Source organism: Actinomadura sp. NPDC048394 (assembly GCF_040651755.1).
GTDB lineage: Bacteria > Actinomycetota > Actinomycetes > Streptosporangiales > Streptosporangiaceae > Spirillospora > Spirillospora montaniterrae.
On record NZ_JBEZJL010000058.1, the window covers coordinates 39,778 to 59,700 of the forward strand.

Sequence of the window (19,923 nt, forward strand, 5' to 3'; positions counted from 1 at the left end):
CACCGCAGATAACAACAAGCACGCCATTCCCGGCAAGTCACCTGCCCTCAGTACGGTCCCGGACGGCCCCGCGGTTGCGCTCCCCGTCCCGTTCCGGGGGCCGGATTGGTAGCGTCGGCGAGCGTGCGGGATCGGTATGCGGCGGTGTTGCCGTCCTGGTGGCGAGCGGTGTCCGGGGCGTGCGCGCTCGCCGCGGCGGGAGCCGTCCCGTTCCTGGACGCCGGCCGGCCCGCGCGGGCCGCGATCGTCGCGCTGCTCCTCGTCCAGGCGGCGGCGGCCGGATGGCTGATGCGGGGCCGTCCCGGGATCGCGGTCGCGGTGACCGCCGCCGCGGGCGCCGGGATCCAGGCGCTCGGGCCCGAACTGGGGCCGGGCATCCTCTTCGTCGTGCTCTGCGCGTTCGCCTGGCTGCGTCCCGCGCGGATCTCGCTGTGGGGCATGGGCGCCGTCGCCGCCGTGACCGCCGCCGTCGCCGCCGTGCAGGGCGGGACGGTCGCGCTGTGGCCCGTCGCCGCCCTCCTCGCCTGGAGCTGGGGCGCGCTCGGACGGGCGGGCGCGGCGCGCCGGCACGCCGAGGCGCGGCGCGCGGCCATGGAGGAGCGGGCGCGCATCGGACGCGAACTCCACGACGTCCTCTCCCACACCGTGTCGGTCATGGTCGTGCAGGCCGCCGCCGCGGACGACGTGTTCGACGCGAACCCGGACCTCGCGCGGCGGGCGGTCCGGAACCTGGAGGCCGAGGGGCGGCAGGCGCTCGCGGAGCTGCGGCATTTCCTGCGGTCGGTGCGGGACGCCGACGGCGGTGAGGCGGACGGGTCCGTGCCCGGCCTGGGAGACTTGGACCGGCTCGCCGCGTCCGTCACCGGCGCCGGGCTGCGGGTGCGGATCCAGCGGGAGGGGATGGCCGGCGTGCAGGTTCCGTCCGGCGTGGGCCTCGCGGTCTACCGGATCGTCCAGGAGGCGCTGACGAACGCGCTGCGGCACGCCCGCGCGGGCCGCGCCGACGTGCTGCTGCGGGCCGCGGGCGGGCGCCTCGACGTCGACGTCCGCGACGACGGCCCGGGCGCGGCCTCCGGCGGGACGGAACCCGCCGGGAGCAGGCAGGGCATCGCCGGGAGCGGGCAGGGCATCGCCGGGAGCGGGCAGGGCATCGCCGGGAGCGGGCAGGGCATCGCCGGGATGCGGGAACGCGCGCTGCTGCTCGGCGGCACGTTCGAGGCCGGCCCCGATCCGGACGGCGGGTTCCGGGTGCGGGCGTCGCTGCCGGTCGGGGAGGCGCCGTAACGATCCGCGTGCTGGTCGCCGACGACCAGGACCTCGTCCGCGCCGGGTTCAGCATGATCATCGAGGCGCGGGACGACCTGACCGTCGCCGGCGAGGCCGGGGACGGCGAGTCCGCCGTCCGCGCCGCCGAGCGGCTCCGCCCCGACGTCGTGCTGATGGACGTCCGGATGCCCGGCGTCAACGGGATCGACGCGACGCGGCGCATCACCGCGTCCGGCGACCCGCCCAAGGTGATCATCCTGACGACGTTCGACCTGGACGAGCCGCTGTACGCGGCGCTGCGGGCGGGCGCCGCCGGGTTCCTGCTCAAGGACGTCCGGCCGGACGACCTGGCGGAGGCGATCCGGGTCGTCGCGCGCGGCGACGCGCTGCTCGCGCCGTCGGTGACCCGGCGGCTGCTCGACCGGTTCACCGCCACCGAGCCGCGCCCGCCCGTCCGGCCGGAGGCGCTCGCCGAGCTGACCGGCCGCGAGATGCAGACCCTGGAGCTCATCGCCCGCGCCGCGTCCAACGCCGAGATCGCCGAGCGGCTCGTCGTCACCGAGGCGACGGTGAAGACGCACGTGTCGAGCATCCTGCGCAAGCTCGGCCTGCGCGACCGCGTGCAGGCGGTCGTCCTCGCCTACGACCTCGGCCTGGTCCGTCCGCGCCCCTCCGCCTGAGCCCCGCGTTCCGGCGCGGTTCTCCGACGAAAGTCGCAGAGCCGAGACCGATCCTTCGTTGGAAGCGCTCCGTGCCGCGCGTTCCTAGCGTTGGCGGCATGAAGAAGCAGCGTTCGGGCACGGCCCCGCGGTCGCGCCGGGCGGCGTGGACCCTGACCCTCGTCGCCCCCGCCGTCGCCGAGCTCACCCTCGGCACCGTGCCGGTCCGGATGATCTGGCTGGTGCTGCTCTACGTGCCGATCTACGGCGCGGGGGTGCTGCTGATCCGGGAGCTGGTCCGCCGCCTCGGGGGCGGGTGGAGCAGCGTCCTGGCGATGGGCCTGGTCTACGGGCTGGTCGAGGAGGGGCTCGCGTTGCAGAGCCTGACCAGCCCGCACCTGTACGGGGCGGCGGGCTGGGGGCCGCGCCCCTTCGGGATCAACGCCCCGTACGCCGAGCTGAACCTGCCGTACCACGCGGTGTTCAGCGTCCTCGTCCCGATCGCGCTCGTCGAGCTGGTGTTCCGCCGCCACGGCCGGGCCCCGTACCTGCGCCGCGGCGGCATGATCATCGCCGGGCTCGTCGCGGCCCTCGGCGCGCTGCTGCTCCGCGTCTCGGTGCCGCCGTCCGAGGACCCGCACTACTCGCTGCCCGGCCGGGCCGCGCTGATCATCCTCGGCCTGTGCGCCGTGCTGACCGTCCTGGCCCTGGGCGTGCTGCCCCGCCTCCACCGTCCGGCCCCGCGGGGCACGCCGCCCGCTCCCCGGTCGCTCGGCGTCCTCTGCGGCGTCGCGTCGTTCGGGTACCTCGCCCTGCTGTTCCCGTTCGCGGGCGCCGACCACTCCGCCTTCGTCCCCCGGGCGTGGGTGCCCGTCCCGATGGCCGCCGCCGCGCTCCTCGCCGCCGCGACCGCCGTCCTGCTGCGCCGGACGGGCCCCTGGACGGACCGCCACCGCCTCGCCGCGATCTCCGGCGCCCTCGTCGCGCACACCGCGTTCGGGCTGGTCGCGAACACCGGCAGCGTTCCCGACGCCATCGGGCTGGTCGCCATCGCGGCCGCGATGATCTATCTGCTCGGCGCCCTCGGCCGCCGCCTCACCGCACCCGGACCGGACCGCCCGCTTCACACCACGCGGGAGACCCTGTAGGCGATGCCGCCCTCGACGAGGTAGCCCGTCCCCACGCAGACGGCGTCGTTCAGCCACGCGTACCGCTCGGCGCCCGTCTCGAAGAGCGGGTTCGTCCTGAAGTAGTAGCGGGACGGGTCGACGCGGTGCCTCCCGGCGGGGTCGGCCATCTCGGCGCGCAGCTCCGGCGGGGTGGTGTAGCGACCGCCGTAGGTCATGTGGAGGAGGGCCCCGTCGTCGGTGCGCAGGGTGAGCCGGACGTCCAGGTGCATGGCCCTGTCGGGACGGAACAGCGCCCAGTCACCGCCGCCCGGCAGCACCTCGCCGCGCAGTTCCGGCCCCTCGAACGCACCGCCGGCGGCGCCGTACAGGACGCGCCGCCCGACCGGTCCCCGGCCGAAGTCCAGCGGCGCGTCGAGGTCGACGACGATGTCGAAGAGGAACCGCGTCCGGATCTCCCCGACGTCCTTCACGCGCGGGTCTGCGAGCATGCGGTGTCACCTTTCCCGGTCGCGGAACAGGCGGCGCCGGACGGCGTCGGCCGAGACGCCCGACTGCGCGCACAGCTCCGCCAGGTCGAAGAGGAAGTACTCGCCGGCGATCAGGTCGTCCTTGAAGGCGAACCGGATGAACACCGGCAGCTCGGCCCGCCGGCCGTTGGGGACGGCGCCGAACCGGTCGCCGGTCATGGTCATCCGGACCGTCCCCCAGCAGGCCAGGGCGTCGCGGTTCGCGGCGTGCCCCTGGAGGGCGACGGCGTAGTCCGGGAACGAGGCGAAGAACCGGCGCAGCGCGGTCGCGTTCTCCGCCGGGCCGCGCGCGGTCGTCCCGAAGGCCGGGCTCTCCAGCACCATCTCCGGATGCAGCAGTTCCAGGGCGGCGGGCACGTCCTGGCGGCTCTTCGCGGCGGCCAGCGCCTCCGCCAGCTCGATCATGCGATCGGGGTCCATGGAAAAAACAATACGATCGATCGTATGTATAGGCAATCTGGCACGATGGACGCGATGAGCGAGGACCTCCCGGCGGACGGCCGGCTGCAGCGCGGCGCGCGGGCGCGGCGGACCATCACCCGGCACGCCGTCGACGTCGCCTCCCTCGACGGGCTCGACGGCCTCAGCCTCGGCCGCCTCGCCACCGACCTGCGGCTGAGCAAGAGCGGCATCCAGACCCTGTTCCGGACCAAGGAGAACCTGCACCTCGCCACCGTCGACGCGGCCCGCGAGCTGTTCGTCGACGCGGTCGTCCGCCCCGCGCAGGACGCCGCTCCGGGCGCCGCGCGGCTGCGCGCCCTCGTCGCGAACTGGATCGACTACGCGGAGAAGCCGCTGTTCGCCGGCGGCTGCTTCTGGGCGGCGAACCTTCCCGATTTCGACAGCCGGCCCGGACCCGTCCGGGACGCCCTGGCCCGCCAGCATCGGGACTGGCTGTCCGTCCTCGCCGCCGAGTACCGGCACGCCGCGACCGCCGGCGAGATCGCGCCGCTCGACGCCGACCTGGCCGCGTTCCAGACCGACGCCGTCCTCACCGCCGCCAACACCGCCCTCCGCCTGGACGACCCCGACGCCACCAGCAAGGCCCGCCGCGCGATCGACGGCCTCCTCGCGCGTCCCTGACCCGGCGCGCCTTTCTGCTGCGGAACGCCAATCGCGGAACGTATCTGTCCGCGATATCCGCGAAGCTCGGACCATGACCTCGAACTCCAGCGGAGAGCGGGCCGGCCAGGCCCGCGAAACCCAGATCACCTTCGACTGCGCCGACCCCGGCGCCCAGGCCGCGTTCTGGGCCGAGGCGCTCGGCTACCGGCTCCAGGACCCGCCCGGGAACTTCAGCACCTGGGACGAGGCGCTCGACGCGATGGGCGTGCCGCCCGAACGCCGCAACGACGCCTCGGCGATCGTCGACCCCGACGGCGCCCGCCCGCGCCTGTTCTTCCAGCGCGTCCCCGAACCCAAGCAGGCCAAGAACCGCGTCCACCTCGACGTGCGGGCCGCGCCCGGCCTCACCGGCGACGCGCGGATGGCCGCCCTCGAAGCCGAAGCGGAGCGGCTCGTCGGCCACGGCGCCACGCGCCTCCAGCGCTACGAGCCCGCTCCCCCGCTCGGCGCCGGCCACATCGTGATGGCCGACCCCGAAGGCAACGAATTCTGCCTCGACTGACCCATCCGGCCGCCGCCGCGTCCCCGGCGGCGGCCCCGGGTCAGCGGACGACGTCGAACACGTTCTTCTGGATGCCGTTCGCGTACGCCTCGTGCTCGACGAGCTTGAGCTTCTGCGCGTCCTTGTCCGTGTCGCTGAACAGCCGCTTGCCCGCGCCGAGCAGCAGCGGGAACACCAGCAGGTGGTACCGGTCGATCAGGCCCGCGTCGGACAGCGCCCGGTTGAGCGTGGCGCTGCCGTGCATGATGATCGGGCCGCCCTCGGTCTCCTTCAGCGCGGCGACCTCGTCCAGCGAGCGCAGGATCGTCGTCTCGCCCCAGTCCGAGACGAGGTCGTCCTCGCCGAGCGTCGTGGACACGACGTACTTCGGCATCACCTTGTAGTCGGCGAACTCCGCCATGCCCGGCCACACGGGGCTGAACGCCTCGTAGCTGACCCGGCCGAGCAGCATCGCGGCGGCCTCCTTCTGCTCCCGCCCCTTGATCTCGTAGGCCTCCGGCAGGAACTCGACGTCCTTGAACGTCCACCCGGAGTTCCGGTACCCGGGCTCGCCGCCGGGCGCCTCGACGACGCCGTCGAGCGAAACGAACGCGGTGCTGATCAGAGTGCGCATCTGGGGTCTCCCGAGCATCTCGTGGCGGTTCTCAACGGGCGGGATCGCATCCGCCCCGGGGCCGTTCGCCCCACCATGGCAGACCGCCCGCGCCCGCAGAACTCATCGCCGCCAACGACCGTTTCCGGCCGCCCGCCCGGTGCAGGGAGGGCGGCGTTCCGGGCCCGTGCGGAGTGGCTCGCCCGGCCTACTGCTCGCCGTTGACGGCCGGGCCGTCGGCGGGGCGCTGGACGAAGGTTCCCCGGCCCGGCGTCGTCTTAACCAGACCGCGCCGCGTGAGTTCCTGGACGGCGTGCGCCGCCGTCGCGTGGGCCACTCCGAAGTCCTGAGCGATCGTGCGGACGCTCGGCAGCCGCCGCCCGATGGTGCCCGCCGCGATGCGCGTTTCCAGGATGTCGGCGATCTGGACGTAAAGCGGGTCGGGACCATCCATGTCGATGCTCACGCATCCACGGTAGAACGGCATCGGACGAGCTAGGCGCGCAAACGAGAACGGCCCGCCCGGCTCCCGCGGCGCCGAACGGCTTCAGGTGGAGGGGCGGACGAAGACGCCTCGGCCACGCACGCCGATCACCTCGCCGGACTCGCGAAGGACGCGGAAGGCTTCTGAGACGGTCCGGGAGGAAATGTCGAATTCCTCGGCGAACTCGCGCGCCGTAGGCAGCTTCGTGCCGGGTTGGTACTTCCCGGTTGCGATTCGCTCGCGGATCAACGCCACGAGCTGATCCCGCAACGCTTCGATGCCGTCCAGGCTTGCCATAGCACTACGATACGTCGCTAATCACAATGGTTCTGTTCGCTTCACTTTGCTTCTGTTCCTATTACTTCTCAACTCTGCAAGACTTTGACCAGGCAAAGAAGCGGCCCGCCCGGCGTTGCAGCGCCGGACGGGCCTAGGACCGGACGCCGCAGGAGGCGAACGACCCATGACACCCGATGCTAGGGCGCGGCTTGAGGCGCTCGGGACGGTTCTGCGCGCGCACGGGCTGAGCGCGTGGTTCACGCCGGACGGCCTTCATGTCGAGAACCCGGACGCGGACGGCTGCTGCACCGTCCACCCCTGCCTGGTCATGACCGTGGAGCCGCGCGCGGAGGACGCGGGGCGGGCGTGGTTCTGGACGGGCTGGCGCCATCCGGTCGCGGAGGTGGATCGGGTGGCGGACGCCGTGCTCGCGGTCAAGGGGTTGCTGGACGGGACTCCGGGGCTGTGACCGCGCTCGTGACGGCGGCGGTCGCGCTCGCGGCGGCTGTGTCGGCCAGTTGGGTTACCGCGCTCACCGTGGGTCGTCGCCCGAGATACGTCGGCAGGCACCGCGCACCGTTCTAGGCCTCGAAGTGGGCGGCGGTCTCGGGGTCGGCCGGGTAGTAGGACTCGATGGCGACCTCGTCGAGGGTGATGTCCTGCGGGGTGCCGAAGGTGGTGATGGTGGAGAAGAGGCGCAGCTCGCGACCCGCGTGGCGGACGATCATCTGGATCATGACGTCGGAGTCGGCGGGGGCGTCGCCGGCGGCGGGGGCGAGGAGCTCCTCGTAGAGGGCGGCGAGCCCGGGGTCGGGGGCGGCGGCGAGCTGGCGCCTGACCCGGGCGCGGAACACCGCGCGGACGTCGGCGAGGTTGACGACGAGGCGGGCGAGGCCGCGCGGGTCGAGGCCGAGCCGCAGCAGGTTGACCGGCGGGCGGAGCAGCTCGGGGTCGACCTCGGCGAGGAACGGGTCGACGGCGCGGTTGGTCATGATGATGTCCCAGCGGCGGTCGAACGCCAGCGCCGGGTACGGCTCGTGCGCGCGGAGCACCCGTTCGACGGCGTTCCGGGCGGCGGACAGGGCGGTGTCGTCCAGCGGACGTTCGGCGTAGCGGGGCGCGAAACCGGCGGCGAGCAGCAGGTGGTTGCGGTCGCGGAGCGGCACGTCGAGCTGGTCGACGAGCCGCAGGACCATGTCGGCGCTGGGGTTGGACTTGCCCGTCTCGACGAGGCTGACGTGCCGGGCGGACACGTCGGCGGCGATCGCGAGGTCGAGCTGGCTGAGCCGCCGGCGATGCCGCCACTGCCGCAGGAGCTCCCCGACCGTGTGCACGATTCCCGAGCGTACTCATCGCGGCGCCGGGCGCCATGAAATGGGATTTCATCGACAATCCGAAGAGGCCCCGGAAACACTGCGGCCATGACCAACAAGGACATCGTCCAGCAGGCACTCTCGGAACTGATCGCGACGGGCAGCACGGCGGGGCTCGCGCCGCTGCTCAGCGACGACTTCGTCCATCACCGGCCGGACGCGACGTCGTCCACCAAGAAGGAGTGGCTCGCGGCCGTGGAGGCGGCGCTCGTCCCGCTCGCCGGCATGCAGGTCGAGATCCGGCATCTGCTGGCCGACGGCGACCACGTGGTGCTGCACACGCGGCGGCGGCTCCCGGACGGCGGTCCGGAGATCGCGGTCGTCGACATCTGGCGGGTCGAGGACGGGCTGATCGCCGAGGCGTGGGAGATCATCGAGCCGGTGGCCGACGCCGCCGCGAACCTCACCTGGTGGGAGCCCGCCGGCCGCTGACCGGGGGCGCCGGATTCACTACGCTGGGGACGTGTCGCGTCGGGCGCTGGGGCAGTTGGAGGCGGAGGTCCTCGCGGCGCTGGCCGGGCTCGGCGGCGACGCCGGGACGGCGGAGCTGATGGCGCGGCTGGAGGGCGAGCCCGCGTACACGACGGTCGGCACGATCCTGTACCGGCTGTACCGCAAGGGGATCGTGACGCGGGTGCGGGACGGGCGGCAGTACCGGTACCGGCTGGCCGTCGACGAGTCGAAACTGGTCGCCGACCGGATGCGGGACCAGCTGCGGCACGCGAGCGACCCGGGGAGCGTGCTGAGCCGGTTCGTCCGGACGCTGACCCCCGAGGAGGAGCGGAAGCTCCGCGAGATCCTCGGCGGTCCGGAATGACGTGGTTCACCGTCCTGCCGTTCGCGCTGACGGTGGCGCTGAGCGTGGTGCTGGGCCGGGTCGCGCTGCCGCTGCATCCGGCGTGGTGCGCGCGGGTGCTGGCCACGACCGCGGCGATGACGGCGGTGGCCGCGCTCGGCACCGGCTTCTTCGTCGCGGTGAACTACGCGGCGACGCTCGCGCCCGCGGCGGCGGAGCGGCTGCCGGAGTGGGCGCTGTTCGGCGACGATCAGCCGGTGCCGGACGCGGTGGGGGTTCCCGCGGTCCTGCTGTCGGCGGCGGGGCTCGCGGTCGCGGGCCGGACGGCCGTCCGGTGGGCGCGGGAGCTGCGCCGCGCCCGCGACGGCGCCCAGCGGGTCGTCGAGACCGGGGTGCCGATGGCCGTCGCCGTGCCCGGGCGGGGAGGCGGGGTGCTCGTGTCGCGGGGGCTGCTGCGCGGCCTGGCGTCCGAGGAGCTGCGGGTGGTGTTCGAGCACGAGGGCTCGCACCTGCGGCATCGCCATCACCGGTACCTGGCGGCGGGCGCGGTGGCGGCGGCGCTGCTGCCGCTGCGGCGGCTGGACGGCGCGCTGCGGCTGGCGGTGGAGCGGTGGGCGGACGAGGACGCCGCCGAGGCGGTCGGCGACCGCGGCCTGGTCGCCCGGACGATCGCCAAGGTCGCCCTCGCCCAGCCCGCGGCCGCGAGACCGGCCCTGGGGTTCGCCGACTCGGGGGTCGTGCGGCGCGTCGAGGCGCTGCTCGGCGCGCCGCCCGCCCGCAACGCCGTGGCGGGGCCGCTGCTGTTCCTGGGCGACGCGCTCGTCACCGGCTCGCTGGCCGCGGTCGCGCTGCAGCTCGACCACGCCGTGGCCGCGCTGCCGCCGGTGTGGTGACTACAGCTCGAACTCGGCGGGCGGGAGCCCGACGGCGAAGCACGCCTCGCGGACGACGGCCTTCTCGGCGTCGTCGAAGTCGCCGTCGGCGCCGCCGATGACGATGCCGATCTGGATGACGGCACGGGCCTCGGCGGGCTTCTTCTTCACCTTGCCGATGTCCTGCAGGACCGACACCTTGCCGAAGTCGAAGTCGGCGGTGAGCTTCGCGACGTAGTCGTTGAAGCGGCGCTGCAGATCGTCGGAGGGGAAGTTCTGCAGCACCTCGTTGCCCATGATCAGCGACGCGGTGCGCTGCCGCTCGGCCGGGTCGACGGTGCCGTCGGCCGCCGCGACCAGCGCGCACATCGCCATGCTCGCGTCGCGGAACGCTCCGCTGGTCAGTTCGTTCTTCTTGCTGAGCAGCTGCGTCTGCATCGTCTGGGTCGACTCGCGGAGCCTGTTCCAGAGAGCCATCGCTTCCCTTCCCGTCGCCGTGCGGACGGTCCGCACCTGCTTCTACAACTGTAGTAATTGAGGGAAGGTTCCCGGGGACGCGACGAGGGCGGGACCGCGACCGGTCCCGCCCTCGCCCGCGGGGGTCTACCGCAGGTCGCTCGCGTAGTCGGCGAACCGCTCGTCCACCTCGTCCGCCGTCAGGCCGAAGTCCTCCAGCGAGTAGCGGTGCGCCGGCTTCGCCGAACCCGCGCGGCTCTCGGCGTGCAGCTCGGTCATCGCCGTCCGGGCCTCGCCGGTGAACGGCAGCCCGAAGTGCGCGTAGACGGCCTCGACGGTGCCGATCGGGTCGCGGACGAAGTCGTCGTAGTACACGTCCGCGAACTGCGCCTGGTCGTGCCGGGCCCGTTCCGCGCGGAACGCGTCCAGGCCGCGGCTCCACAGGTCGAGCTGGTCGCGGCCGATCGTCGCGCCGGTGAAGACGTCCGACCAGCCGGCGGTGGCGTGCGCGGCGAGGCTGCACATGGACGCCATCGCGGTGCGCGGCGTCCGGTGCGTCTGGACGATCAGCGCGTCCGGGTAGGCCTCCAGCAGCGCGTCGAGCGCGAACAGGTGGCTCGGGTTCTTCAGCACCCAGCGGCGGCCGGCGTCGTTCATGCCGATGAGCTGCAGGTTGCGGCGATGCCGGGCGTATGCGGGCGTCCAGTCCTGCTCGGCGAGCCAGGACGAGTACGTCGGCAGGTGCGCGAGGCACTCGAACGAGATCGACAGCATGTTCTGCCGGAGCAGCTGCCAGCACTCCTCGACGGAGTCCGCCGAGATGTAGTGGACGCCCATGAACTCCGGGTTCTCGACGTGGTGCTTGCGGTACGCGGCGTCGATCGCCTGGAAGAGCGGGTCGTCCGCCCAGGTCTCGCGCGGCGGGCGGGGCTGCGGGATCTCCGCGAGCCACAGGTCGAGGCCCTGGTGGGCGGGGTCGGCGGTGAGGAGCCGGTGCAGCGCCGTCGTGCCCGTGCGGGGCAGGCCGGTGACGAAGATCGGCCGCTCGATCGGCACGTCGGCGTACCCGGGGTGCTTCTTCCAGGCGGCCTCGGAGAACTGCCGGGCGGCGAGGGCGCCGCGCAGCATCGCGCGCTGCGCCTTGTTCCCGGCGGGGGTGAGCCCGGCGTCCTTCGTCAGCGATTCCAGCAGGACTTCGAGCCCGCGGAGGTAGTCGTCGTCACCGAACTCCGTCATGCCGGTGACCTTGCTCGCGGACGCGTGGAGGTCCTCGACGGTCCCCACGCTGTCGCGGCCTGCGCTCATCAGGTCCCGCCTTCCTAGTGGTGCCACTCGCCGGAGTTGACGTCCAGGCATTGCCCGGTGACCGCGCGCGCGAGCGGCGACAGCATGAACACCACGGCGTCGGCGACCTCGTCGGGTTCCGGGAGCTTGCGCAGGTCGGTGGTGGCGGCGTTCTCGTCGTACACCTGCTGCATCGGGACGCCGCGCTTCTCGGCGAGGTGGTTGAAGTACCACTGGAGGTTGTCGGCCCAGATGTAGCCGGGCGCGATCGTGTTGACGCGGATGCCGCGCGGCCCGAGCTCGGTGGACAGGTTCTGCGTCATCGCCAGCAGCGCGGCCTTCGCCATCTTGTACGCGCCGAAGGTGCGCCGCGAGTGCCGCAGCACCGCCGAGTTGATCATGACGACGGAGCCGCCGCGCTCTTCCAGCGCCGGGACGAGCAGCCTGGTCAGGCGCAGCGCGGCGAGCACGTTCGTCTCGAACCCGGCCCGGACGGCGTCGATGTCGACCTTCATCAGGTCGCGCAGCGGCGGCGTCGCGAACGCGTTGTTGATGAGGCCGTCGACGCGTCCGAACGAGGCGACGGCGGTCTCGGCGAGCCGTTCGCAGGCCGCGGCGTCGTTGATGTCGGTCGGGACGGTGACGGCGCGGCGGCCGAGGTCCTCGACCTCCTTCGCGACCTCCGCGAGCCGGGTCTCGTTGCGCGCGGCGAGCACGACGTCGGCGCCGGCCTTGGCGCACTGGAGCGCGAGGCCGCGGCCGAGGCCCGGGCCGACGCCGGACACGACGACGACCCTGTCCTTGAGCAGTTCGGAGGCCATCAGCCGAGCATCCTCCGCGCCACGGCGACCTGGCGGGCCGCGATCCGTTCCTTCCACTCCTCGGGGGTGACGCGCTGGTCCTCGTAGTGCGGCAGCACGCGCGGCAGCTCGTCGAACTTGACGATCTCGGCGGTCGGGCCGTCGGCGGGGGTGAGGTCGCGGGTGAGCCGCTGCCAGCGGAACTGCAGGTAGCCGCGGCTGTGGCCGGTCCGCTCGATCCAGTTGGCGAGGCCGGGGTCGCGCTCGCTGACGACGTAGCGGATCTTCCCGTCCGGGTCCACGCGGGCCTGGTCGCGGGTGAGGCTCGTCTGGTGGTTGATGTAGTCGAGCGAGATGTACCAGAGGCTGCCGAGCTGGAAGCCCATGTACGGCGCCACCGACGGGTCGGCGGCGGGCGCGGTGATGACCATGACCTCGTCGTCGGCGAGGTCGTAGTGCCCGACGGACGAGAACTGCGTCGACAGCCCGCCCGGCGTCGAGCGCGGCTCGGTCAGCGTGTTGACCGGCAGCTTCAGGTAGTGCCACTCCGGGAACGCCAGGAAGGTCTTGATCCGGGACACCAGCATCTTCCCGGCCACCGCGTACCGCCGCGCCATCTGGGCGGACGTGACGGGTTCCGGGGACGTCCCGAGGGTGTCGGCGCGGTGGATGCGGATCTCACCCGGCCGGTCGTTGTCCCAGTCGCTGAACACCTCGCGGACGATCAGCATCGCCGAGCCGGGCGCGAGCGCGACGTAGTCGTCGCCCTCGCCGTCCTTCGGCGGGCCGAACCGCAGCCGGAAGCTCCCGTCCGCGGCGATCGCCAGCTTCCGGTCGTCGAACGCGGTGAGGCTGTCCGGCGACTGGGTCGGCGAGTAGTCGCCGTTCATGATCTGGAAGCTGAGGTCGGCGGTGGTGCCGCGGCGCCCGGTGACGACGTACTCGGCGTCGTCCCGGAGGTAGGCGTGGAAGTACAGCGTGTCGGGGTTGTCCAGGCCCAGCTTGGTGTAGGGGCCGGTGGACGAGGCGAAGTACGGGTGGTCGTGCTGGTAGGCGCCGACCATGTGCAGCGACGCCTTGATGCTGCCGGCGAGGTAGTCCAGGCCCTCGGCGAGGTCCTGGTCCGTCTGGACGAACGGCGCGTTGCGGATGATCTGCTCGGCCTCGACGACGGCGTCGGCGAACGGGCGCGTCGCGGCGTCGGAACGGTCTGTTGCGTCGGTGGCCACCGGGCTCTCCTGGGGACGCGGGATCGGCGCGTGCGCGGGGCGCTGCTCGCGCGCATCGGGACCGGACGGTAGAACGCGTTCTATGCGCGGGTCAACGCACGGGTCCCGATCACCGGGAGCCGGGCACCGGGGTGGTGAACTTCAGGCTCGGGACGTCGTCGAGCGACATCATGTACTCGTAGGTCCGCCTGTGCCCGGTCTTCTCGACCAGCCAGCGGCCGTCCTCGCCGCGCCGGTAGACGTCGTGGTAGAACGCGGCGCCCCGGATGAGCAGCCGGTGCTCCGGGATGATGATCGTGTCGTCGAGGGACCAGACGCCGGTCGCCCGGTCCCCGTCGATGTCGATCTCCGGGGCGCCCGCGGTGTGCGCGCTGATCTTGTCGTCGCCCAGGTTGCCGCGCATGTACTCGACGATCGCGTCCCGTCCCTCCAGGCGGAGGGTCTTCTTGAGGACGGGGGTGTCGTACTCGGCGACGGCGCCGGGGAGGAACAGCCCGGCGAACTCGTCCCACTGCTTCAGGTCGACGCAGCGCAGGTAGCGGTGCTTGAGCCGGCGGATCTCTTCCAGGGCTTCCAGGTCCATGCGTGACAGCCTGACCGGTCCGCCCGCCCAAGACAAGAACACGTTCTAAAAATCGCCGGACGCGGCGGCCCGGGCCGCGCGCCGGCGGCGCTGCTCCGCCACGTCGGCGACCGGCGCCGAGAGCAGCAGCGTGCGGGTGTACGGATGCTCGGGATCCTCGGTGACCTGCGCGGACTCGCCCGTCTCGACGATCCGGCCGCGGTGGATCACGGCGACGCGGTGGCTCATGCAGCGCACGACGGACAGGTCATGGGAGACGAACAGGTACGCGACGGCGGTCTCCTCCTGGATCTCCAGCAGCAGGTCGAGGATGGTGCGCTGGGTCGTGAGGTCCAGCGCGGACACCGGCTCGTCGCAGACGACCAGCCGGGGCCGCAGCGCGAGGGCGCGGGCGATGGCGATCCGCTGGCGCTGCCCGCCGGAGAACTCGCGCGGGAGCCGGTGCGCGGCGTCGGCGGGCAGGTGGACGCGGTCGAGCAGCGCGGCGATGCGGGCGCGGGTGGCGCGGGCCTCGCCGCCCTGCGCGACGAGCGGCTCGGCGAGGGTGTCGCCGACGGTCAGCGACGGGTTCAGCGACGTGTACGGGTCCTGGAAGATCACCTGGAGGTCGCGGCTGAGGGCGCGCCGGCGGGCGGCGGTCGCGGTGTCGATGCGCTCGCCGTCGAAGGTGACGGTGCCGGACGCGACCGGGACGAGCCCGAGGATCGCCCGGCCGATCGTCGTCTTCCCGGATCCGGACTCGCCGACGAGGCCGAGCGTCTCGGCGGGCCGGACGTCCAGGTCGATGCCCTTGAGCACCTCGGTGCGCGCGCGCCGCCGCCTCCCGGGGAAGGACACGTGGACGTCGCGCAGCGACAGCAGCGGGCCGGTAGGTGACGCGGTGGTGCTCACGCGGTCTCGCTCCTCGCCTCGACGGGCCGCCAGGGCGCGCGCGGGGGCGCGTCGTCCAGGACGGCGTCCAGCAGCCTGCGGGTATAGGGGTCCTGCGGGTCGCGGAGGACCCGGTCGGTGGGGCCGGTCTCGACGATGCGCCCGCCGTTCATCACCGCGACGCGGTCGCACAGGTCGGCGACGACGCCGAGGTTGTGCGTGACGAGCAGGACGCCGAGGCCGCGCTCGGCCTGGAGGCGGCGCAGTAGGTCGAGGACGTCGGCCTGGACGCGGACGTCCAGCGCGGTCGTCGGCTCGTCGGCGATGAGCAGCGCCGGGTCGCAGGACATCGCCCCGGCGATGAGGACGCGCTGCGCCATGCCGCCGGAGATCTGGTGCGGGAAGCGGCGCAGCACCTGCTCGGGCTCGGGGATCTCGACCATGCGGAGCAGGTCGAGGGCGCGCGCGGCGGCGTCCTTGCGGGACAGGCCCATGACGTGCCGCATCGGCTCGACGAGCTGGCTGCCGATGGTGAACGCCGGGTCGAGGTTGCTCATCGGCTCCTGCGGGACGTAGGCGACGGTCGTCCCGCGCAGCCGGCGGTGCCGCCGCTCGGGCAGCCCGGCGACCTCCTGGCCTGCGACGATGACGCTGCCGCGGGTGACGCGCCCGCCGTCCGGCAGGATCCCGAGCACCGAGAACGCCGTCTGCGTCTTCCCGGACCCGGACTCGCCGACGAGCCCGACGATCTCGCCGGGCCGGACGTCCAGGTCGATGCCGTGCACGACCTCGGCCTCGGTGCCGTCGGGACGCGCGTAGGCGACGGCGAGCCCGCGGATCGACAGCAGCTCGGCGCGGTCGTCCTCGGAGACGTCGGCCGGCACCGGAGCGCCGGCACGGCGACGGCGAGCGGGCGGCGTGCCGGTGCGGTCCTCCAGGGCGTCCCGCAGGGCCGTGGCCAGCAGGACGAGGGCGCCGGTCGTCACGCCGAGCGCCAGCCCCGGCCACAGCAGCAGCACCGGGGCGCGCTGGATGTTCTGGAACGCCTCGTTGAGCATGGCGCCCCACGTCGCGGTGGAGCCGCTGCCGACGCCGAGGAACTCCAGCCCCGCCTGCAGCCCGATCGCCAGCCCGGCGACCAGCGCGACCTGGATGATGACGGGCCCGCGCACCACGATCAGCACGTGCCGCGCGACGATCCGCAGGTCGGACAGCCCGGACACCCGCGCCGCGTCCACGTACGGCTCGCCGCGCACGTCGGCGACGATGCCGCGCACCAGCCGGAAGAACGACGGCGCCACGAGGAACCCGAGGACGACCATCAGGACCCACACGTTCGAGCCGAGGATGGCGCGGGACGCGAGCAGCACCACCATCGCGGGCAGCGCCATCACGAGGTCGGCCGTCCAGCTCGCGGCGGCGTCGAACCGGCCCGCGCGGTAGCCCGCGTACAGGCCCGCCGGGACGCCGAGGACCAGCGCGATCGCGACGCTGACGACCGCGCCGCCGAGCGTGGTGCGCCCGCCGTACAGGATGCGGGACAGGACGTCGCGGCCCGCCGAGTCCATCCCGAGCGGGTGCCCGCCGGACGGCCCGTCGAAGGCGTGCGCGAGCGACGCGGTCTGCGGCCCCTGCGAAGCGAGCAGCGGCGCCAGCGCCACGGCCAGCACCAGCAGCGCCAGGACCAGCAGGGACGCGGCGCCGAGCGGGTTGCGGACCAGCCGGCCGGACGCGCCCCGGCGGCGCGGGACGCCAGGACTCATGAGTGCCTCGCCTTCGGGTTCAGCCAGCCGATCAGCACGTCGGTGACCAGGTTGATCAGCACGACGCCGAGGACGGTGAGCATGACCAGCGCCATGATCACCGGGATGTCGCCGCGGGCGGTGTAGGTGACGGTCATGCTGCCGATGCCGGGCAGCCCGAAGATCTGCTCGACCAGCACCGCGCCGCCGAGCAGCCCGACGAACTGCATGCCGAGCAGCACCAGCGCGGGCGCGGACGCGTTGCGCAGCACGTGCTTGAACACGATCCGCGGCATGGACAGCCCGCGGGCGCGCAGCGTCCGGACGTAGTCCTGGCGGAGGACGTCGATGACGGCGCCACGCACCTGCTGCGAGACGCCCGCGATCGACGCGACCGACAGCGACGCCACCGGCAGCGTGATCGTGGACAGCCAGCCGCCCGGCGACTCGTCGAACGGGGTGTAGCCGATCGCGGGGAACCAGTCGAGCTTCACCGCGAACACCAGCACGAGGACGAGCGTCACCAGGAACCCCGGCAGCGCGTACCCGGCGACGCCGAGCACCTGCACGAACCGGTCGACGGCACCGCGCCGCACTCCCGCCCAGACGCCGAGCAGGAACGACACCACGGCGGTCACCAGCGTGACGCCGAGCATCAGGCTGACGGTGACCGGGAGCCGGTTGGCGATCGTCTGCGTCACGTCCTCGCTGGTGAACCAGGACGTGCCGAGGTCGCCGCGGACCGCGTGCGACAGCCAGTCGGCGTACTGCACGAGCGCGGGCCGGTCGAGGCCGAGCGCGGCGTTCTTCGCGTCGACCGCCGCCTGGTCCGCGCCCTGCCCGAGCAGCTGCCGCCCGACGTCGTTGTCCGGGATCGACAGCAGCAGGTACGACAGCAGGGAGATGACGAGCAGGAGCACCGCTCCCCCGGCGAGCCTCCGCGCGACGAACCTCAGCATCGGCCTCCTCCTTCTTCACCCGTGCCGCGCGATTCACCCGTGCCGCGCGTCCCGGCCGCGAGGGCGTCCGGGGACGTGAGGAGCCGCATCACGTCCGCGATCGGCTGCTCCATGTCCATCGAGCGGTCCACGAGCCACTGCATCTGGATGCCGTCGGCGACGGCGACGAACAGCGCCGCGAGCCGGTCGGGCGGGACGTCCGCGCGCATCCAGCCCTTGTCCATGCCGCCGCGCAGGAACGCGGCGACCTGGTCGCGGATCTGCGGGTATCGCTCCGCGAAGTGGCCGTGCGCGGGATGCCGGGGGTCGCCGGCCGCCGCAGCCATGGACACGAACAGCTCCACCAGCCCGGGCGTGGACGTCCCCTCCCGGACGATCCGCCGGTACGTCTCCGGGGTGTGGTCCGGATGCCGGAGGCGGGCCGTCTCGTCGCGCATCCGGACCACCTGCGTGAGGAGGTCCTCCTTGGACTCGAAGTAGTGCATCAGGCCGGGCAGGCTGAGGCCGCACCGGTCCGCGACCTTGCGCAGGGAGGTGCCCCGGTAGCCCTCGGCCGCGAAGACCTCCAGCGCGGCCAGCAGGATCTCCTTGCGCTTGGCCTGGCCCTTCTCGTACGGCCCCCGTCTCGCCATGGCGATGCCCCGCTCGCGCCTTCCCGCGCGTCAGGACGCGGGGGTGTAGTCGTAGAGCGACGGGACGCCCATGCCCGACTGCGGCACCGCCTTGACGCCGTCCCCGGCGACCAGCAGGTACTTCATCCGGTAGAAGGGCGCGAACCAGGCCTGCTCGACCAGGTATTTGTTCAGCTCCTTGGACGCGGCGGCGGCCGCGGCGTCGTCGCCGGCCTGCACCTGCCCGAGCAGCCGCGTCACGGTCGGGTCGGTGGTGCCGAACATGTTGAACGTCCCGGGCGTCACGAGGTCCTGGTCGGTCACCCAGTCGGTGGACGACTGCCCGATGTTCATCACCATCGCGGAGTAGGCGCGGTCCCGGTAGATCTTCTGGACGGCGCTGCCCGCGTCGAGCTGGTCCCAGACGACCTTGATGCCGACGGCCTTGAGGTCGGTCTCGATCGAGGACGCGAGCGCGTCGCCGACGATCGCGGTGACGCGCGGCAGCTTGAGCGTGAACCCGTCCGCGTATCCGGCGTCGGCGAGCAGCTGCTTCGCCTTGGCGGGGTCGTGCGGGTAGTAGGCGTCGAGGCTCTGGTCGTAGGCCTTCGTCTCCGGCCCGAAGACCTGGTCGGTGATCTCGCCGCGGCCCTGGCGGATCTTGTCGAGCATGGTCGTGCGGTCGAGGGCGTAGTTGATCGCCTGGCGGACCTGCGGCTTCTTCAGCGCCGGGGTGCGGAGCCCGTCCCGGTCGAAGAACAGCAGGCCCTGGAAGTCGAAACTGTACGGGGTCTTGGTCAGCCGCCCGTCGGACGCCACTGCCTGCTGCTGCCCGGCGTCCTGCAGGACGGCGCTGTCGATCTGCCCCGTCTTCAGCCCGTTGACGACCGCGGTCTCGTTGTCGAACACGCTGATCGTCAGGGTCTTGAACGGCGCCTTGTCGCCCCAGTAGTCCGTGCGGCGGTCGAAGACGTACTTGGTCCCGACGGCGGTCTTGGACTTGTCCAGGACGTAGGGGCCGGTGCCGACCGGGGCCGTCTTCAGGCTCCCGTCCTTGAGCTTGGCGGGGCTGGCCATGAGGCCCGCGGCGTCGCTGAGGTAGAACAGCAGGCCCGGGTCCGGCTGGGACAGCTCCAGCACGACGTGCGTCGGGTCGACGACCTTGACGTCCTTGACCGACTTCACGTACTTGGCGCCGCCACCGCCGCCGTTCTTGAAGTGGTCGAGGTTCGCCTTGACGGCGGCGGCGTCGAAGGCCGTCCCGTCGGTGAACTTCACGCCGTCGCGCAGGGTCAGCGACAGGTGGGTGCGGTCCTTGTCGTAGGTCCACTGCGTGGCGAGCATCGGCTTGAACGCGCCGTCCGCGTCCCGCTTGATCAGCGTGTCGTAGGTCGCCTGGAAGTAGGGCAGCGCGCTGCCGATCGCGTCGGCCGGGTCCAGGCTCTGCGCGGCGGTCAGCGTGGCGATGTCCAGTTCGGCGCCGGCGCCGCCGCTCGCCGAGCCGCCGCCTCCGCAGCCCGTCAGCACCAGCGCGGCCGCGGCGCAGGCCGCCGAGGCCGCGATCCGGGTGGAGTACCTCGTCATGATCTCTCCGTCTGGAGGGGCCGGGACCAGCGTCGCCGGCGGGACGTCGGGGGTGGGCGGCGCCGCAGCGGGGACGGCGCCCGTCGATCAGCGAAAACCGTAAACTGATCGGTTTCTGCGCGTCAATGCCTCCGGGCGAAAAAACCGATCAATATAAGCTTTTGGCCCGCGACCGCCGCCCGGAACCGCCGCCCGGCCCG

25 protein-coding genes are annotated in these 19,923 nt (G+C 72.9%); 9 read left to right on the forward strand and 16 right to left on the reverse strand.

The genetic code is table 11. The features are described from left to right. The first annotated feature begins 123 nt into the window (after positions 1 to 123). The 3 genes from AB0C78_RS34645 (at position 124) to AB0C78_RS34655 (ending at position 3,073) form a co-directional block, all read left to right on the forward strand. Positions 124 to 1,284 (forward strand): histidine kinase, encoded by a 1,161-nt coding sequence (locus AB0C78_RS34645; RefSeq protein WP_360756345.1) that lies wholly within the window; start codon positions 124 to 126, stop codon positions 1,282 to 1,284. Positions 1,285 to 1,292: 8 nt separating this feature from the next. Beyond that, complete coding sequence (locus AB0C78_RS34650) at positions 1,293 to 1,946, forward strand: response regulator transcription factor (RefSeq protein ID WP_360756348.1); 654 nt, start codon at positions 1,293 to 1,295, stop codon at positions 1,944 to 1,946. Between the two features lie 98 nt (positions 1,947 to 2,044). Then, positions 2,045 to 3,073 carry a hypothetical protein gene (locus tag AB0C78_RS34655; RefSeq protein ID WP_360756351.1) on the forward strand — a complete coding sequence of 343 codons (1,029 nt, stop codon included), beginning with the start codon at positions 2,045 to 2,047 and terminating at the stop codon, positions 3,071 to 3,073. Here the strand turns inward: AB0C78_RS34655 and AB0C78_RS34660 are convergent. Both AB0C78_RS34660 and AB0C78_RS34665 read right to left on the reverse strand, forming a co-directional pair. Further along, a complete protein-coding gene (locus AB0C78_RS34660; protein ID WP_360756353.1) occupies positions 3,049 to 3,543 on the reverse strand; it encodes a DUF3237 domain-containing protein in 495 nt (164 codons plus the stop codon). The genes AB0C78_RS34655 and AB0C78_RS34660 overlap by 25 nt on opposite strands. A gap of 6 nt (positions 3,544 to 3,549) precedes the next feature. Next, positions 3,550 to 4,002 (reverse strand): ester cyclase, encoded by a 453-nt coding sequence (locus tag AB0C78_RS34665; protein ID WP_360756356.1) that lies wholly within the window; start codon positions 4,000 to 4,002, stop codon positions 3,550 to 3,552. 54 nt (positions 4,003 to 4,056) lie between these two features. Between AB0C78_RS34665 and AB0C78_RS34670 the strand changes: the two genes are divergently transcribed. Both AB0C78_RS34670 and AB0C78_RS34675 read left to right on the forward strand, forming a co-directional pair. Continuing rightward, on the forward strand, positions 4,057 to 4,665 hold the full coding sequence (locus AB0C78_RS34670; RefSeq protein ID WP_360756358.1) for a TetR/AcrR family transcriptional regulator: 609 nt from the start codon (positions 4,057 to 4,059) through the stop codon (positions 4,663 to 4,665). A gap of 73 nt (positions 4,666 to 4,738) precedes the next feature. Then, positions 4,739 to 5,209, forward strand: coding sequence for a VOC family protein (locus AB0C78_RS34675; protein ID WP_360756361.1), 471 nt, complete (start codon positions 4,739 to 4,741; stop codon positions 5,207 to 5,209). 40 nt (positions 5,210 to 5,249) lie between these two features. Here the strand turns inward: AB0C78_RS34675 and AB0C78_RS34680 are convergent, their stop codons facing one another. The 3 genes from AB0C78_RS34680 to AB0C78_RS34690 all read right to left on the reverse strand — a co-directional run bounded on the left by AB0C78_RS34680 (position 5,250) and on the right by AB0C78_RS34690 (position 6,582). Continuing rightward, entirely contained in the window at positions 5,250 to 5,822 is a 573-nt protein-coding gene (locus tag AB0C78_RS34680; protein ID WP_360756363.1) for a dihydrofolate reductase family protein, read from the reverse strand. A 187-nt stretch (positions 5,823 to 6,009) separates the two neighbouring features. Next, positions 6,010 to 6,267 carry a GntR family transcriptional regulator gene (locus AB0C78_RS34685; protein ID WP_360756365.1) on the reverse strand — a complete coding sequence of 86 codons (258 nt, stop codon included), beginning with the start codon at positions 6,265 to 6,267 and terminating at the stop codon, positions 6,010 to 6,012. Positions 6,268 to 6,348: 81 nt separating this feature from the next. Further along, on the reverse strand, positions 6,349 to 6,582 hold the full coding sequence (locus AB0C78_RS34690; RefSeq protein WP_360756368.1) for a winged helix-turn-helix domain-containing protein: 234 nt from the start codon (positions 6,580 to 6,582) through the stop codon (positions 6,349 to 6,351). Between the two features lie 166 nt (positions 6,583 to 6,748). Here AB0C78_RS34690 and AB0C78_RS34695 point away from each other — a divergent pair, with 166 nt between their 5' ends. Then, the gene (locus AB0C78_RS34695) at positions 6,749 to 7,033 is read left to right on the forward strand and encodes a hypothetical protein (RefSeq protein ID WP_360756371.1); all 285 of its coding nucleotides are present in this window, start codon (positions 6,749 to 6,751) and stop codon (positions 7,031 to 7,033) included. A gap of 112 nt (positions 7,034 to 7,145) precedes the next feature. On the opposite strand, the gene AB0C78_RS34700 is transcribed toward AB0C78_RS34695, so the two are convergent. Continuing rightward, entirely contained in the window at positions 7,146 to 7,898 is a 753-nt protein-coding gene (locus tag AB0C78_RS34700) for a helix-turn-helix transcriptional regulator (protein ID WP_360756373.1), read from the reverse strand. Positions 7,899 to 7,985: 87 nt separating this feature from the next. Between AB0C78_RS34700 and AB0C78_RS34705 the strand changes: the two genes are divergently transcribed. From AB0C78_RS34705 to AB0C78_RS34715, 3 genes are read left to right on the forward strand one after another with little or no spacing between them, the layout of a single operon-like run. After that, entirely contained in the window at positions 7,986 to 8,369 is a 384-nt protein-coding gene (locus AB0C78_RS34705) for a nuclear transport factor 2 family protein (protein ID WP_360756374.1), read from the forward strand. Between the two features lie 31 nt (positions 8,370 to 8,400). Further along, positions 8,401 to 8,754: a BlaI/MecI/CopY family transcriptional regulator gene (locus AB0C78_RS34710; RefSeq protein ID WP_360756376.1), complete on the forward strand. Its 354-nt coding sequence runs from the start codon at positions 8,401 to 8,403 to the stop codon at positions 8,752 to 8,754. Then, the gene (locus tag AB0C78_RS34715) at positions 8,751 to 9,626 is read left to right on the forward strand and encodes a M56 family metallopeptidase (RefSeq protein ID WP_360756378.1); all 876 of its coding nucleotides are present in this window, start codon (positions 8,751 to 8,753) and stop codon (positions 9,624 to 9,626) included. Before AB0C78_RS34710 ends, AB0C78_RS34715 begins: the two co-directional genes overlap by 4 nt. Here the strand turns inward: AB0C78_RS34715 and AB0C78_RS34720 are convergent, their stop codons facing one another. The 10 genes from AB0C78_RS34720 to AB0C78_RS34765 form a co-directional block, all read right to left on the reverse strand. Continuing rightward, a complete protein-coding gene (locus tag AB0C78_RS34720) occupies positions 9,627 to 10,082 on the reverse strand; it encodes a TerB family tellurite resistance protein (RefSeq protein ID WP_360756381.1) in 456 nt (151 codons plus the stop codon). A gap of 126 nt (positions 10,083 to 10,208) precedes the next feature. Then, positions 10,209 to 11,366, reverse strand: coding sequence for a sulfotransferase (locus AB0C78_RS34725; protein WP_360756383.1), 1,158 nt, complete (start codon positions 11,364 to 11,366; stop codon positions 10,209 to 10,211). Positions 11,367 to 11,380: 14 nt separating this feature from the next. Further along, a complete protein-coding gene (locus AB0C78_RS34730) occupies positions 11,381 to 12,166 on the reverse strand; it encodes an SDR family oxidoreductase (protein WP_360756386.1) in 786 nt (261 codons plus the stop codon). Next, positions 12,166 to 13,374, reverse strand: coding sequence for a hypothetical protein (locus AB0C78_RS34735; RefSeq protein WP_360756387.1), 1,209 nt, complete (start codon positions 13,372 to 13,374; stop codon positions 12,166 to 12,168). The genes AB0C78_RS34730 and AB0C78_RS34735 overlap by 1 nt, the downstream gene beginning before the upstream one ends. A gap of 109 nt (positions 13,375 to 13,483) precedes the next feature. Further along, the gene (locus AB0C78_RS34740) at positions 13,484 to 13,957 is read right to left on the reverse strand and encodes a nuclear transport factor 2 family protein (protein WP_360756390.1); all 474 of its coding nucleotides are present in this window, start codon (positions 13,955 to 13,957) and stop codon (positions 13,484 to 13,486) included. A 45-nt stretch (positions 13,958 to 14,002) separates the two neighbouring features. Further along, positions 14,003 to 14,848, reverse strand: coding sequence for an ATP-binding cassette domain-containing protein (locus tag AB0C78_RS34745; protein ID WP_360756393.1), 846 nt, complete (start codon positions 14,846 to 14,848; stop codon positions 14,003 to 14,005). After that, a complete protein-coding gene (locus AB0C78_RS34750) occupies positions 14,845 to 16,590 on the reverse strand; it encodes a dipeptide/oligopeptide/nickel ABC transporter permease/ATP-binding protein (RefSeq protein ID WP_360756395.1) in 1,746 nt (581 codons plus the stop codon). Before AB0C78_RS34750 ends, AB0C78_RS34745 begins: the two co-directional genes overlap by 4 nt. Further along, on the reverse strand, positions 16,587 to 17,528 hold the full coding sequence (locus AB0C78_RS34755) for an ABC transporter permease (RefSeq protein ID WP_360756398.1): 942 nt from the start codon (positions 17,526 to 17,528) through the stop codon (positions 16,587 to 16,589). Before AB0C78_RS34755 ends, AB0C78_RS34750 begins: the two co-directional genes overlap by 4 nt. Further along, positions 17,522 to 18,160 (reverse strand): TetR/AcrR family transcriptional regulator, encoded by a 639-nt coding sequence (locus tag AB0C78_RS34760; RefSeq protein ID WP_360756400.1) that lies wholly within the window; start codon positions 18,158 to 18,160, stop codon positions 17,522 to 17,524. The genes AB0C78_RS34755 and AB0C78_RS34760 overlap by 7 nt, the downstream gene beginning before the upstream one ends. Positions 18,161 to 18,190: 30 nt before the next feature. Further along, entirely contained in the window at positions 18,191 to 19,723 is a 1,533-nt protein-coding gene (locus tag AB0C78_RS34765; RefSeq protein WP_360756403.1) for an ABC transporter substrate-binding protein, read from the reverse strand. Positions 19,724 to 19,923 lie beyond the last annotated feature (200 nt).

What these genes read in the sequence shown, in the direction of transcription:
- AB0C78_RS34715 (WP_360756378.1), top strand. Translation starts at nt 8,751, where the DNA reads ATGACGTGGTTCACCGTCCTGCCGTTCGCGCTGACGGTGGCGCTGAGC.
- AB0C78_RS34705 (WP_360756374.1), top strand. Translation starts at nt 7,986, where the DNA reads ATGACCAACAAGGACATCGTCCAGCAGGCACTCTCGGAACTGATCGCG.
- AB0C78_RS34740 (WP_360756390.1), bottom strand. Translation starts at nt 13,957, where the DNA reads ATGGACCTGGAAGCCCTGGAAGAGATCCGCCGGCTCAAGCACCGCTAC.
- AB0C78_RS34670 (WP_360756358.1), top strand. Translation starts at nt 4,057, where the DNA reads ATGAGCGAGGACCTCCCGGCGGACGGCCGGCTGCAGCGCGGCGCGCGG.
- AB0C78_RS34695 (WP_360756371.1), top strand. Translation starts at nt 6,749, where the DNA reads ATGACACCCGATGCTAGGGCGCGGCTTGAGGCGCTCGGGACGGTTCTG.
- AB0C78_RS34720 (WP_360756381.1), bottom strand. Translation starts at nt 10,082, where the DNA reads ATGGCTCTCTGGAACAGGCTCCGCGAGTCGACCCAGACGATGCAGACG.
- AB0C78_RS34675 (WP_360756361.1), top strand. Translation starts at nt 4,739, where the DNA reads ATGACCTCGAACTCCAGCGGAGAGCGGGCCGGCCAGGCCCGCGAAACC.
- AB0C78_RS34730 (WP_360756386.1), bottom strand. Translation starts at nt 12,166, where the DNA reads ATGGCCTCCGAACTGCTCAAGGACAGGGTCGTCGTCGTGTCCGGCGTC.
- AB0C78_RS34765 (WP_360756403.1), bottom strand. Translation starts at nt 19,723, where the DNA reads ATGACGAGGTACTCCACCCGGATCGCGGCCTCGGCGGCCTGCGCCGCG.
- AB0C78_RS34655 (WP_360756351.1), top strand. Translation starts at nt 2,045, where the DNA reads ATGAAGAAGCAGCGTTCGGGCACGGCCCCGCGGTCGCGCCGGGCGGCG.
- AB0C78_RS34725 (WP_360756383.1), bottom strand. Translation starts at nt 11,366, where the DNA reads ATGAGCGCAGGCCGCGACAGCGTGGGGACCGTCGAGGACCTCCACGCG.
- AB0C78_RS34660 (WP_360756353.1), bottom strand. Translation starts at nt 3,543, where the DNA reads ATGCTCGCAGACCCGCGCGTGAAGGACGTCGGGGAGATCCGGACGCGG.
- AB0C78_RS34665 (WP_360756356.1), bottom strand. Translation starts at nt 4,002, where the DNA reads ATGGACCCCGATCGCATGATCGAGCTGGCGGAGGCGCTGGCCGCCGCG.
- AB0C78_RS34760 (WP_360756400.1), bottom strand. Translation starts at nt 18,160, where the DNA reads ATGGCGAGACGGGGGCCGTACGAGAAGGGCCAGGCCAAGCGCAAGGAG.
- AB0C78_RS34680 (WP_360756363.1), bottom strand. Translation starts at nt 5,822, where the DNA reads ATGCGCACTCTGATCAGCACCGCGTTCGTTTCGCTCGACGGCGTCGTC.
- AB0C78_RS34690 (WP_360756368.1), bottom strand. Translation starts at nt 6,582, where the DNA reads ATGGCAAGCCTGGACGGCATCGAAGCGTTGCGGGATCAGCTCGTGGCG.
- AB0C78_RS34750 (WP_360756395.1), bottom strand. Translation starts at nt 16,590, where the DNA reads ATGAGTCCTGGCGTCCCGCGCCGCCGGGGCGCGTCCGGCCGGCTGGTC.
- AB0C78_RS34755 (WP_360756398.1), bottom strand. Translation starts at nt 17,528, where the DNA reads ATGCTGAGGTTCGTCGCGCGGAGGCTCGCCGGGGGAGCGGTGCTCCTG.